This window comes from Aquimarina macrocephali (genome assembly GCF_051627225.1).
Taxonomy (GTDB): domain Bacteria; phylum Bacteroidota; class Bacteroidia; order Flavobacteriales; family Flavobacteriaceae; genus Aquimarina; species Aquimarina macrocephali.
The window spans coordinates 2,037,443-2,051,231 of record NZ_CP151795.1; the positions used below are offsets into that span (position 1 = coordinate 2,037,443).

At 33.5% G+C, this 13,789-nt stretch carries 12 protein-coding genes; all 12 read left to right on the plus strand.

Features of this window, described 5'->3' with window-relative positions:
* Positions 1 to 8 precede the first annotated feature (8 nt).
* The gene (gene atpA / locus AAFU52_RS09080) at positions 9 to 1,589 is read left to right on the plus strand and encodes a F0F1 ATP synthase subunit alpha (protein WP_024769776.1); all 1,581 of its coding nucleotides are present in this window, start codon (positions 9 to 11) and stop codon (positions 1,587 to 1,589) included.
* Positions 1,590 to 1,711: 122 nt separating this feature from the next.
* A complete protein-coding gene (gene atpG, locus AAFU52_RS09085) occupies positions 1,712 to 2,578 on the plus strand; it encodes an ATP synthase F1 subunit gamma (protein WP_438426197.1) in 867 nt (288 codons plus the stop codon).
* Positions 2,579 to 2,860: 282 nt separating this feature from the next.
* The gene (locus AAFU52_RS09090; protein ID WP_152538511.1) at positions 2,861 to 3,271 is read left to right on the plus strand and encodes a hypothetical protein; all 411 of its coding nucleotides are present in this window, start codon (positions 2,861 to 2,863) and stop codon (positions 3,269 to 3,271) included.
* Positions 3,272 to 3,408: 137 nt separating this feature from the next.
* Positions 3,409 to 5,283, plus strand: coding sequence for a hydrolase/aminopeptidase (locus tag AAFU52_RS09095; protein ID WP_024769773.1), 1,875 nt, complete (start codon positions 3,409 to 3,411; stop codon positions 5,281 to 5,283).
* Between the two features lie 129 nt (positions 5,284 to 5,412).
* A complete protein-coding gene (locus AAFU52_RS09100; protein WP_438426198.1) occupies positions 5,413 to 6,864 on the plus strand; it encodes an oligosaccharide flippase family protein in 1,452 nt (483 codons plus the stop codon).
* 75 nt (positions 6,865 to 6,939) lie between these two features.
* Entirely contained in the window at positions 6,940 to 7,374 is a 435-nt protein-coding gene (gene dut, locus AAFU52_RS09105) for a dUTP diphosphatase (RefSeq protein ID WP_024769771.1), read from the plus strand.
* A gap of 51 nt (positions 7,375 to 7,425) precedes the next feature.
* Positions 7,426 to 8,442, plus strand: a complete 1,017-nt coding sequence (locus AAFU52_RS09110; protein WP_438426199.1) for a sugar phosphate nucleotidyltransferase — start codon at positions 7,426 to 7,428, stop codon at positions 8,440 to 8,442.
* Between the two features lie 36 nt (positions 8,443 to 8,478).
* On the plus strand, positions 8,479 to 9,852 hold the full coding sequence (locus tag AAFU52_RS09115; RefSeq protein WP_438426200.1) for a tetratricopeptide repeat protein: 1,374 nt from the start codon (positions 8,479 to 8,481) through the stop codon (positions 9,850 to 9,852).
* Between the two features lie 7 nt (positions 9,853 to 9,859).
* Complete coding sequence (locus tag AAFU52_RS09120) at positions 9,860 to 10,633, plus strand: DUF4292 domain-containing protein (protein ID WP_438426201.1); 774 nt, start codon at positions 9,860 to 9,862, stop codon at positions 10,631 to 10,633.
* Entirely contained in the window at positions 10,630 to 11,859 is a 1,230-nt protein-coding gene (locus tag AAFU52_RS09125) for a murein hydrolase activator EnvC family protein (protein ID WP_024769767.1), read from the plus strand. The genes AAFU52_RS09120 and AAFU52_RS09125 overlap by 4 nt, the downstream gene beginning before the upstream one ends.
* A gap of 73 nt (positions 11,860 to 11,932) precedes the next feature.
* Positions 11,933 to 12,481, plus strand: a complete 549-nt coding sequence (locus AAFU52_RS09130; RefSeq protein WP_024769766.1) for a TetR/AcrR family transcriptional regulator — start codon at positions 11,933 to 11,935, stop codon at positions 12,479 to 12,481.
* A 50-nt stretch (positions 12,482 to 12,531) separates the two neighbouring features.
* Positions 12,532 to 13,779, plus strand: coding sequence for a beta-ketoacyl-ACP synthase II (gene fabF, locus AAFU52_RS09135; RefSeq protein WP_438426202.1), 1,248 nt, complete (start codon positions 12,532 to 12,534; stop codon positions 13,777 to 13,779).
* The last annotated feature ends 10 nt before the right edge of the window (positions 13,780 to 13,789 follow it).

The following is a 13,789-nucleotide window of genomic DNA, read 5'->3' on the forward strand; positions in this document are numbered from 1 at the left end:
ATTATAAAATGGCAGAAGTGAATCCTGCTGAAGTATCAGCAATATTAAAACAACAATTATCTGGATTTGAAGCATCAGCTTCATTAGAAGAGGTAGGAACGGTATTACAAATAGGTGATGGTATCGCCAGAGTATACGGATTGTCTAATGCTCAATATGGAGAATTAGTACAGTTTGAATCTGGTTTAGAAGGTATCGTACTTAACTTAGAAGAAGATAATGTTGGGGTAGTACTTTTAGGTTCTTCAACTGAAGTTAAAGAAGGTGCAACTGTAAAACGTACACAACGTATTGCATCAATTAACGTTGGAGAAGGAATTGTAGGTCGTGTAGTGGATACATTAGGTAACCCTATCGATGGTAAAGGTGCGATCGAAGGTGAAACTTTCGAAATGCCATTAGAACGTAAAGCTCCTGGAGTAGTTTTTCGTCAGCCTGTAAATGAGCCTCTTCAGACAGGGATTAAGTCTATTGATGCGATGGTACCAGTAGGACGAGGACAACGTGAATTAGTAATTGGTGACCGTCAGACAGGTAAAACAACAGTATGTATCGATACTATTCTTAATCAAAAAGAATTTTATGATGCAGGTGAGCCAGTATATTGTATATATGTAGCTATAGGGCAAAAAGCATCTACAGTAGCATTAATTGCTAAAGTACTAGAAGATAAAGGTGCAATGGCATATACTACTATCGTAGCGGCTAATGCTTCTGACCCTGCTCCAATGCAAGTATACGCTCCATTTGCTGGTGCTGCGATCGGAGAATATTTCCGTGATACAGGACGTCCTGCTTTAATTATCTATGATGATTTATCTAAACAGGCAGTAGCATACCGTGAAGTATCTTTATTATTACGTCGTCCGCCAGGTCGTGAGGCGTATCCTGGAGATGTTTTCTATCTTCACTCTAGATTATTAGAGCGTTCTGCAAAAGTAATTGCAGATGATACTATTGCTAAAGATATGAATGACCTTCCTGATTCTTTAAAAGATAAAGTAAAGGGTGGTGGATCATTAACAGCATTACCAATTATCGAAACACAAGCGGGTGATGTATCTGCATATATCCCTACAAACGTAATTTCGATTACAGATGGTCAGATATTCTTAACATCAGATTTATTTAATTCTGGTGTACGTCCTGCAATTAATGTAGGTATCTCTGTATCTCGTGTAGGAGGATCTGCGCAGATTAAGTCAATGAAAAAAGTAGCAGGTACTCTAAAATTAGATCAAGCGCAGTTTCGTGAATTAGAAGCGTTTGCTAAGTTTGGATCTGACCTTGATGCAGCTACCCTAAATGTAATAGAAAAAGGAAAGCGTAACGTTGAGATTCTTAAGCAAGCACAAAATGATCCATATACTGTAGAAGATCAGATTGCGATCATCTATGCTGGTTCTAAAAACCTATTAAGAGATGTGCCTGTAAATAAAATAAAAGAATTTGAAAGTGACTATATAGAGTATCTTAATGCAAAACATAGAGATACACTAGATACTTTAAAAGCAGGAAAATTAACAGACGAGGTAATCGATGTGTTAATGGCAGCTTGTAAAGAAATTTCAGCGAAATATAAAAACTAGTATTAAATACAGCGTATTAGATTCTAATACGCTGTATTTAATAAAATAAAGTTTACTATTTAGAATGGTATTGATCTAGAAGGTACTCACTACTAACTACTCAATACTCAATACTAAGAAAAATGGCAAATTTAAAAGAATTACGTAGTAGAATTACCTCTGTATCATCAACGATGCAAATTACCAGTGCCATGAAAATGGTATCTGCAGCAAAGTTGAATAAGGCACAGATGGCGATTACTGCAATGCGTCCTTATGCAAATAAACTTACCGAACTACTGCAAAACTTGAGCGCTTCACTAGAAGGAGATAGCGCAAGTGCATATGCAGAACAACGCGAAGAGAATAAAATCTTAGTTGTTGCTATAGCTTCTAATCGTGGTCTGGCTGGAGCATTTAATTCTAATATAATTAAAGCTTCAAAAGAGTTATATGAAAATGTATACTCTGGGAAACAAGTTGATTTTGTTACTATTGGTAAAAAAGTGAATGATATTATTTCTAAGACACATAGTGTAGTTTCCAATAAGAATGAAGTATATGATGACCTTACATTTGCTAATGTTGCTGCTATTGCAGAAGAATTAATGGAATACTTTACCAGTGGTTCTTATGATAAGATCGTAGTTGTATATAACAAATTTAAAAATGCCGCTACTCAAGAGGTTATTACAGAACAATTTTTGCCAATTGTTCCAATAAGCGGAGAAGCAGCAACTAATACAAATCTGGATTATATCTTCGAACCTTCTAAGGAAGAGATTGTAGAGCAATTAATCCCTAAGTCACTTAAGACTCAATTGTATAAGGCAATACGTGACTCATTTGCATCAGAGCATGGAGCACGTATGACAGCTATGCATAAAGCAACAGATAACGCAACTGAGCTTAGAGATGCACTTAAATTATCATATAACAAAGCAAGACAAGCTTCTATTACTAATGAAATCTTAGAGATTGTTGGTGGTGCCGAAGCTTTGAATAACTAATTATAATTTGATGTTAATTCAGCCTGGCTGGAATTCATTATAATAAAATACCAAAACCTCATAAGTTTCCTTATGAGGTTTTTTGTTTTTTCAGCAGGTATTTTGCCTATTTTCCTATCTTTAGTGAAACTAAAATTACCAAGGCTATGCTTTTGGTATCAATTTTGTTTTTCAATACTTAAAATATCAAAAATGATAAATTTGAGAACAATAAGTACAATAATTGGTGTTTTATTCCTACTTATAACTTGTACACAATGTGCCAGTAGTCAACAAATAGATATGAAAACTCCGATAGAGCTTAAAGATGTTTATTTTCAGAAATGGATAGCCGGAGTTGAAGGTGGTGGCTCTGGTTTTATGTTGTATATAGAAGTTAATGAGAAATCAGATGTACAATTAGAACATGCATATTTTAAAGGAAAAAAGATAGAACTGGGACATAAAACCAATGAACTTGTATATGTAGGTCATCATACCTATCCATCTAGAAAACAGGATTTGAGTATGAGCGATGACCCCAAAGAAGAGTTTAAGAACCAGTTGCCGGCAGTTGAAGAAAAACCTCGTTTCCAACTTAAAGATAATGAGTGCATTGTTGCGTATACCAAAAATGGTAAAAAAGGATATTTTAAATTAAGCAATGTACCCGAAAAAGAATTGCAAGCGTATCCGACCAGAAAGAGTCAGTAAATTGTATTGCTGTACTATTAAAAATTGTAAAGAAAAACTAGTCATATATTGATGTATTTAGGGAAACAATATATGACCAGAAACACTATTTTTTGAATAAAGGAGAATAATCAACACTGTAAATTTATAAATAGAAAATGAAAAAAGTAATTACTTTATTGGTGTGCGCAATACTATTACTAGGAAGTTGTGCCGATACTAAAAAAGAAAAAATTGAATTGAAACAGGAAACTTCTTTGCCTAAGTATGAAGAAGAACCGCATTCTTTCGCGCAGCCAAATAAAGCCGCAATAAAACATTTGGATTTAGATATAGATGTTGATTTTGAAAAAGAAATCATTAAAGGAAGTGCTACTTATCAAATAGAAAATAATAATGCTTCAGAAATCATTTTGGATGTTAAATTTTTGGAAATTGAGAATGTACAGGCAGACGGAGTTGACACCAAATTTTTATTAGGAAGTTTTGATGAATACCTGGGGCAACCACTAAAAATTGATATTCAAAAAACCACAAAAGCAATAACAATTCAATATAAAACCACCAATAAAACCGAAGCATTACAATGGTTAAGCCCACAACAAACAGCTGATAAAACACATCCTTTCTTGTTTACTCAGGGGCAAGCAATATTGACTAGAACCTGGATTCCCATACAAGATAGTCCGCAGATTAGAATAACGTATAATGCTACAGTAAGTGTCCCATCGGATTTGATGGCAGTAATGAGTGCAGAAAATCCAAAAGAGAAAACAGAAAATGGAGAGTATCAATTTAGAATGAAACAACCTATCTCCCCGTATCTGATTGCACTGGCAGTTGGGGATATTGAGTATAAGGCAATTAGTGACAGAACTGGTGTCTATGCTGAGAAATCTATGGTAGATGCTGTTCATAATGAGTTTTCGGATATGGAAAAAATGGTTGTTGCCGCCGAAAAATTGTATGGAAAATATGCTTGGGAGCAATTTGATGTGATCGTGTTACCACCAAGTTTTCCTTTTGGAGGAATGGAAAACCCACGTTTGACTTTTGCTACCCCTACACTAATAGCAGGAGATAAAAGTTTAACAGCTGTTATAGCACATGAATTGGCACATTCCTGGTCAGGGAATTTGGTTACTAATTCAACCTGGGATGATTTTTGGCTTAATGAAGGATTTACGGTTTATTTTGAAACGCGTATAATGGAAGAATTGTATGGAGTAGATAGGGCAAATATGTTAGCATTAATTAGTAGACAAAGTTTGGATGATGAAATAGAAGGTTTTAAAGCAACACCAGATGAGACTAAACTAAAACTGAACTTAAAAGGACGAAATCCTGATGATGGTATGAATAGTATTGCCTATGAGAAAGGATACTTATTTTTAAGAACGTTGGAAGAAGCAGCGGGACGTGATAAATTTGATAAATTTCTTAACAATTACTTTCAAACACATGCCTTCTCTACCATAAGCACAGAGAAATTCATTGTTTTTTTGAATGAAAATTTATTGATTAAAGACGATATTAAGTTTAACGCTGGAGAGTGGATTTATAAAGCAGGTGTTCCGGATAATCAAGCAGTTGCAAAATCTGATAAATTTGATAAGGTCTTAGAAGCGTTAACACAATTTATTGCAAATAATAAAGTAGATGTAAAAATTACCGAAAACTGGACAACTCAGGAATGGGTGTATTTTGTTCGTAATTTTCCAAAAGATATAAATAAAAAACATTTAGCAATGTTTGATAAAGCTTTTAATCTAACGAATACTACCAATTCTTATATTGCAATGGTTTGGTACGAACAATCAATAAATCATGATTACCATGGTAATGATATAGATAAAAAAATTGAAGACTTTCTTATTACTGTTGGACGTCGTTGGTATGTTTCTACTATTTTTAAAGCGTATCAACGAAACAATAAAACAAAAGTAGCATTACTTATTTATGAGAAAGCACGACCAAACTATCATTCTGTCACTATAAATACTATTGATGATATTTTAGGCGTTAAGAAGTAGTTTTTAGTAACGAACTCGTTTAAATTTTTTCAATTGACTAAAAAAGTTTAAACGAGTTCGTTGGTAAGAAAAACATGGCAATACGTAAGACAAAAAATTGTATTTTTACAGCTATAAGTACACCACCAATTGAGTATATTTCAGAAACTCTTTAAGCAAACTTTTATCTATGGGCTGGCAACAGTACTACCACGTATGTTGTCTTTTATTTTAGTCCCTCTATACACAGATTTGTTGCCAACTGGAGAATACGGCAAAATTTCTATTATATTTTCGTATTTCGTGCTATTTAATGTTATACTGGCTTATGGGATGGAAACCGCTTTTTTTAGATTTTTTAATAAAGAATCTGATAAAGATGCAGTAGTAAGCACATCTGCAATATCTTTGGTGATATCATCATTTTGTTTTTTTGTTTTAGCCTTGCTATTTAAAAACCAAATAGCAATACTTACTGATATAAGAGTTGATTACATTACTTTGGTGATCTGGATTCTTTTATTAGATGCTTTAGTAATTGTCCCCTTTGCATGGCTAAGAGCAAATGAAAGGCCAATGCGCTATTCATTGATTAAGATTGTAAATGTAATCGTTAATCTGGGATTGAATATCATTCTGTTACTATACTTAAAAGGGTTATCAAAAGATTTTTCGATACTAAAGAGTATCACCATAGAGAATTATGAGATCAATTATATCTTCATTTCTAATTTGATTGCGAGTGGATTAACATTGGTATTATTGATCCCTTTCTATAGTAAGATTAAATATCGCTTTAACCGAGTCCTTTGGAAAAAAATGATGAATTATGCTTTTCCGATTCTTATAGCAGGAGTTGCATATTCTATTAATGAAACGTTTGATAGAATTTTGTTGGATTCTTTGTTGCCAGAGGATGTAGCTGATCATTTAGTTGGAGTATATTCGGCTTGTTATAAACTTGCATTATTTATGACGTTGTTTGCTACAGCATTTAGATTAGGAATAGAACCATTTTTCTTTAACTACTCCGAAAATAAGAATGCCCCCGAAACCTATGCCAGAATTACCAAATACTTTGTAGCTTTTGGAGCGGTTATTTTACTTGGGGTAGTCGTTTTTGTACATGTATTAAAAGACTTTATTATAAGAGATCAAGCATATTGGGAGGCCGTTAAAATTGTTCCTATAATTTTATTGGCTAATCTCTGTCTTGGGATATATCATAATCTCTCCGTATGGTATAAGATTACCGATAGAACTAAGTTTGGGGCATATATTTCTGTAATAGGCGCTATAATTACATTAGTATTAAACTTTATTTTAATACCAAAATACAGCTACCTTGGATCAGCTATTGCAACACTAGCTGCTTATGGGGCTATGATGATATTATCATGGTATTATGGCAAAAAGTATTACCCTATTCCTTATAATCTTAAGAAGATAGGAATGTATCTTTCTATATCCATTACCTTTTCAATTCTGTCATTTTATGTTTTTGATAGTAATTATATAATTTCTATCCCATTGTTACTTGGGTTTTTAGTAATTTTGTACGCCTCAGAAAAGAAAGAATTAAAACAAATTTTAAAAAGATAAATCCAGTTAAAATTTTGACTTTTAGCTTTTACGGCAAAATAGTATAACTTTTTTACAGGATAATAGTATGTCAATATGCAGATAAAAATAATTAATCAATCATCTCACGATCTACCTCATTACGAAACTATTGCTTCGGCAGGAATGGATCTGAGAGCACATATAACAGAATCAGTAACCCTAAAACCATTAGAGCGTACAATTGTAAAAACTGGATTATTTATAGAGTTACCGGTGGGATATGAAGCACAAGTACGTCCACGTAGTGGATTAGCAGCCAAAAAAGGAATTACAGTACTTAATGCACCAGGAACAATAGATGCAGATTATCGGGGAGAGATAGGAGTAATTTTAGTAAATCTGTCGAATGAAGATTTTACCATTCAGAATGGAGAACGAGTAGCTCAAATGGTAATTGCAAGACATGAACGAGGAGAGTGGATTGAGGTAACAGAATTATCTGAAACCACAAGAGGAGAAGGAGGATTTGGGAGTACGGGAGTTAAATAAAATAACAATTAGCATTAATTTTCTATTTAGTAACTACTAAAATTTAAACGTGTGAAAATCATAGTACCAATGGCAGGAAGAGGATCGAGATTACGACCTCATACACTTACAATTCCTAAACCATTAATTCCGGTTGCCGGAAAACCAATTGTACACCGGTTAGTGTCTGATATTGCTAAAGTTTTAGGAGAACCAGTTGAGGAGATAGCCTTTATATTGGGTGACCCTGCGTTTTTTGGAGATGATGTGGTAGAAAGTTTAACGACATTGGCAGAAAGCCTGGGAGCAAAAGCATCTATTTATAGACAAGATCAACCCTTGGGGACAGGACATGCCATTATGTGTGCCAAAGAATCTTTGTCTGGACCTGCAGTAATTGCTTATGCAGATACATTAATCAGAGCGGATTTTAATCTCGATAAAAATGCAGACTCTGTAATTTGGGTGAAGCAAGTAGATCAACCCGAAGCCTATGGTGTCGTAAAACTAAATGATAAAAGCGAGATTGTAGAATTGGTAGAAAAGCCTAAAGAGTTTGTATCAGATCTGGCGGTAATAGGTATATATTATTTTAAAGATGTGGCAGTTCTTAAAAACGAATTGCAATATGTTCTGGATAATAACATTATTAATGGAGGAGAATACCAAATAAATGATGGTATTAAAAGAATGATGAGTAATGGAAAAGTATTCGTAACCGGACAGGTAGATGAATGGATGGATTGCGGAAACAAAAATGTTACTGTTGAAACAAATACCAGAATGCTAGGGTTTTTACAAAAAGATGGAGAACATTTGGTTAGCAATGAAGTTATTCAAGAAAACTCAACGGTTATTGCTCCATGCTATTTGGGTGAAGGAGTAACGTTAAAAAATGCTACTATTGGACCTAATGTTTCGATAGGAAAAGGGTGTACAATTGAGAATGCTACAATCAAAAATAGTCTGATTCAGACCAAAACTGTCATAAAAAATGCTACCTTAGACAATGCTATGATAGGAAACAATGCTGTTTATGACGGAAACTTCACTACAGTAAGTATTGGAGACTATTCTGTTTTGGAATAATTTATGATGCAATACCAGTATTGTAGAACACGATTTATGATTAACTATTGGAAACATATATGTCTTTTATGTCTATTCTTATGGAGTGGAAATAATGCGGTCTTATCTCAGGATATAGAGCCTAAACAAGAGATAAATATTGACGACCTTGGAAATGTTTCTGACGAATTTCAAGAGAACTTTTTTGAAGCTTTAAAACAAAAAGCGATTACCAATTACGATAAGGCAATTGAAGCCCTGGAGAAATGTATCGCGATTGATCCAAAACCAGATTTTTTATACCTAGAATTAGGTAAGAATTATTTAGAACTAAAACGATTTCAGAGTGCAGAAGATAATTTCGTAAAAGTATTAGATGGTAAACCTAATAATAGGTTTATTCTCGAACTTATGTTTGAAGTTTATTTCCAACAACGAAAATATCAAGAATCAATAGGAGTAGTCGAAAAATTGGTCGCATTTAACCCTATGTTCAAAGAGCAATTAGCAAATTTATACTTTCTAGAAAAACGATATGAAGAAGCATTAATCGTTCTTGATGAACTAGATGATGAATTTGGAACTGATGAATATCGCAATCGATTACGAAAAAGGATCTCTTCAAAAATTATTAATCCAAATGGTCAAATTAGTAGACTAGAGAAAAAGATAAAAGAAAAACCTAAAGTAGAACAGAATTATTTAAACCTGATCTATCTTTATAGTAAGGATAATCAAAAAGAGAAAGCATTTGAAACGGCTAAATTACTATTGAAGAAAAAGCCAAAATCAGAATTTGTACATCTAGCACTATATAAGTTTTATCTTGAAGAAAATAATATTGAACAAGCCATCAATTCAATGAAAATTGCTTTAAAAAGTAATAAAATAGATATTGAATCAAAATATAAAGTAATTAATGATTTTTTACCGTTTCTAGATAAGAACCCACAATACGAATCTCAATTAACGAGTATTGTTACATTACTCTCTAATGGTCAAAATAATGGAAAAGCTTTTACAGAATTAGGTCATTATTATTATAAAAAAGACAAAAAAGAGCAAGCGCTCAATTTTTATGAACGAGGAATAAAAAGTAATGTCAATGATTTTGTATTGCTAAAAAGGATCTTATTATTACAACTAGACTTAAAGCGATATGAAAAAGTAGAGACAGGAAGCGAATTAGCTTTAGAAATGTATCCTGCACAACCTATTTTCTATTTGGCCAATGGCGTAGCATTGATTCATCTCGAAAAAGCGGCAGAAGCTGTTGAAATTCTAAATATAGGTATAGATTATGTGATAGATGATCTAAAGATGGAATCAGACTTTTATCAACAAATAAGTGAGGCATATCGCAACCTGGGAAACACTACAAAAGCCTCAGAATATCAACAAAAAGCAAATCAACTTCAGAAAAAATCGTAAGCGGGTAATGAACAGAATATTTTATCTATTGTGCATTGCTATGATGATGCTTAATTCTTGTAAGGGAACCAAGGCGATAAGTACGTCTGGCATTAAAAAACTAAATGCAGAAAAAGTAATTGCAAATCACTATAATCGATCTTTTAATTTTAAAACACTTAATACTCGTATAAAAGTAAAATACGATAATGGTAAACAATCTTATAGCCCTAATGCTACGCTGCGAATCGAAAAAGATAAAACCATTTGGGTTAGCGTAAAGATGTTGGGCATTACATTGGCAAAGGCACTAATAACACCAGAAAAAGTAAGCTATTACGAGAAAATTAATAACACCTATTTCGAAGGAGATTTTAAACTGCTAAGCGATTGGTTGGGTACAGACCTGGATTATAATAAAGTACAACAGATGCTTTTAGGACAAGCGTTGTTTAACTTAAGGGACGATAAATATAAATCTTCGATAACTGGAAAAGTATATCGATTACAACCTAAAACAGAATTGGCACTTTTTGAGCGATTGTTTTTAATACACCCAGATACCTTTAAAATGTCCTCGCAACGATTAAAACAACCTATAGAAAATAGAGATCTAACAATTAATTATCAAAGCTATCAAAAAGTAGGAAATCAAGATTTTCCTAAAGAAATTTATATTGAAGCATTGCAGGATAAAGAAAAAACCATGATTGGGATAGATTATAAAACGGTAGATTACAATGCTAAGGTGAGTTTTCCGTTTAAAATACCATCAGGGTATAAGCAAGTCACTATTCAATGAGGTTTTTAAAGGGTATATTTTTCGTAGGTTTATTAGTAATCTGTAGTCCAGTTTTTTCTCAAAGTAGCAAACAACAGCAACTTGAAGAAGAGCGCCAACGACTTAGAGAAGAGATTGAACAAATGAAAGAGCTACGTGCTAATAACAAACGTAAAGAGCGTTCTGTTCTTTATGAAGTAGAAACTATCAACTCACAAATAGGGACGCGTAAAAATCTAATAAAAGTTACCAATCAACAAGCTAATTTATTGACCAGAGAGATCAATACGAATTTTAAAAAAATAGAAGCGTACCGTAAGGAACTTACAGCACTTAAAAAGGATTATGCTAAGATGATTACAAAATCCTATAAGAGTAAATCGCACCAAAGTAGAATTATGTTTTTACTTTCTTCTTCTGATTTTTCTCAAGCCTATAAGCGATTACAGTATATGAAACAATATAATGAACATCGTAAAGAACAGGCAGGACGAATAGAAAACGATACCAGGGCACTTCAGGTTTTAAATACAAATCTGTCGAGGGACAAAAAAGAAAAACAAGTACTGATCGAAGAGAATCGTGAGGAACAGAGTAAGCTTAAAGAAGAGAAAAAGGAGCAACAAATTTTGATGTCTTCTATTCGGAAAAAACAAGGAACCTATACCAAGCAAATCAAGGTAAAGGAACAACAAGCCAGTGCAATTGACAAAGCAATCGAGAAGTTGATTAGAGAAGCCATAGCTAAAGCCAATAAGAAAGCAGGTAAAAAAGTAACCAAAAAAGGATCTGCAACAACATTTGCCCTTACTGCCGAAGCCAAAATATTAGCCGATAATTTTACATCTAATAAAGGAAAATTACCTTGGCCTGTTGGAACCGGAAGAATAACAAAGAAATTTGGCCGTCAGCCTCACCCTACGCTCCCGAATATACAAATCAATAGTAGTGGGGTAGAAATTGAAACGAGATCAGGAGAACGTGCACGAGCTATTTTTGAAGGAGAGGTTATTGCTATTCAAAAACTAAAAGGAGCGAGTCGTTTGGTGCAGATTCGTCACGGTAATTATATTACTACCTATTATAATATCGAGAATATTAGTGTTAAAGAGGGTCAAAAGGTAACTACCAAACAAGCAATAGGTGAGGTACGTACCAACCCAACGACTGGTAGAACGATTATGAAGTTCTTAATCTATCAAAATGCAAAACGATTAAATCCGCAAAGTTGGGTTTACAAGATGTAGGTAATCAGGTAGAAACGATTTTTATATCTTCACTTCTTGTTTGCTTACTTATTAGTAAGTATATTTGTAAATTATGTCTGATAAAAGAATAGAAATAATGGATCTGGCAGAAAAGCTAATCAGAACTAAAGGATATAATGCTTTTAGTTATAAGGATATATCTGTGCCATTACAAATAAAGAATGCTGCGGTACATTATCATTTTCCGAAAAAGTCAGACCTGGGAGAAGAAATTATTCTTAAAACAAGAAATGCGTTTAAGAAAAAATATATAGAATGGGAACAATGTTTACCAAAAGAGAAACTAAAGAATTTTATTGCTCTTTATGAGAAAAACCAATCGCTTAACTTAGTTTGTTTGGTAGGAGCATTGGGTTCTTCTTATGAATCTTTGCCAGAAAATATGCAGATTTCACTAACAAAGATGAGTGAGGAAATTCGTGGTTGGATGCAAGACGTACTTAACGAAGGTCTTAAAAAGAAGGAATTTAATTTTACTGAGACGGCCGATGAAAAAACCGATGTGGTTATTGCAGCTTTACTTTCATCCCTCATCCTTGATAAAGTCATTCAGAAAAATATTTTAAAATCTGTTAAAGCTTCAATATTGAAGAGTATATAATTTTTTTAACCATTTAAACTTACTTATTAGTAAGTATAATTTGTATTGATATGAAAGAAAAAAGAGTTGTAATCACCGGTTTAGGCGCTATAACCCCTCTTGGGAATTCTGTAGAAGAATTTTGGTATAATGCGATTAATGCTAAAAGTGGAGCTGCAAGAATTTTGAAATTCGATCCATCTTTATTTAAAACTCAGTTTGCTTGTGAAGTTAAAGGGTTTGATCCACAAAAATACTTGGAACGAAATGAAATTAGAAAAAGCGACTTATTTACTCAATATGCATTATATGCAGCAACAGAGGCGTTTGAAGATTCTAAAATTGATGTAAATTCAATATCTCCTTTCGATATTGGAGTGATCTGGGGTACAGGACAAGGAGGTATGAATACTTTTGAAGAAGAAGTGAAAGGGTATATTGCAAATAGTAATACCCCTCGATTTAATCCATTTTTTGTGCCTAAATTAATATCGAATATGGCTTCAGGAATGATTTCTATGAAATTTAAACTAATGGGGATTAATTATACTACGGTTTCTGCTTGTGCTACCTCAAATTCGGCCATAATGGATGCCTACAACTACATAAAATTTGGGAAGGCAAAAATATTTATAACCGGCGGGTCTGAAGCACCAATTACAGAAGCTTCTATAGGTGGATTTAATGCAATGAGAGCGATGTCTACCAGAAATGATAACCCAAGTGAAGCTTCAAAGCCTTTTGATAGTGAAAGAGATGGTTTCGTAATGGGAGAAGGAGCAGGAGCACTAGTGATAGAAGATTTTGATCATGCTAAAAAAAGAGGAGCTAAAATTTATGCCGAAATCATAGGTGCTTCAATGACAGCTGATGCATATCACATGACAGCAACACATCCAGAGGGGCTTGGAGCAGCAAAAGCTATAGAGCTTGCTTTGAATGAAGCACAAATTAACCCTGAAGAAGTCGATTATTTAAATACGCATGCTACCTCAACTCCTGTTGGAGATTTAAGTGAGATCAAAGCAATCACAAAAATTTACGGAAACGCACCCAAAAACCTTAAAATCAGTGCAACCAAATCTATGACTGGTCATTTACTTGGTGCCGCTGGTGCAATCGAAAGTATATTATGTATTAAAGCAATTAACGAAGGGGTTGTTCCACCGACCATTAATACAAATACTATTGCGAATGAAATTCCAAAAAAGCTAAATATTATTACAAAAGAAGCTATAACAGGAACTGTCAATATTGCTATGAATAACACATTTGGTTTTGGAGGTCATAATGCAATAGTAATATTTAAAAAGATCTGATATCCTTTAA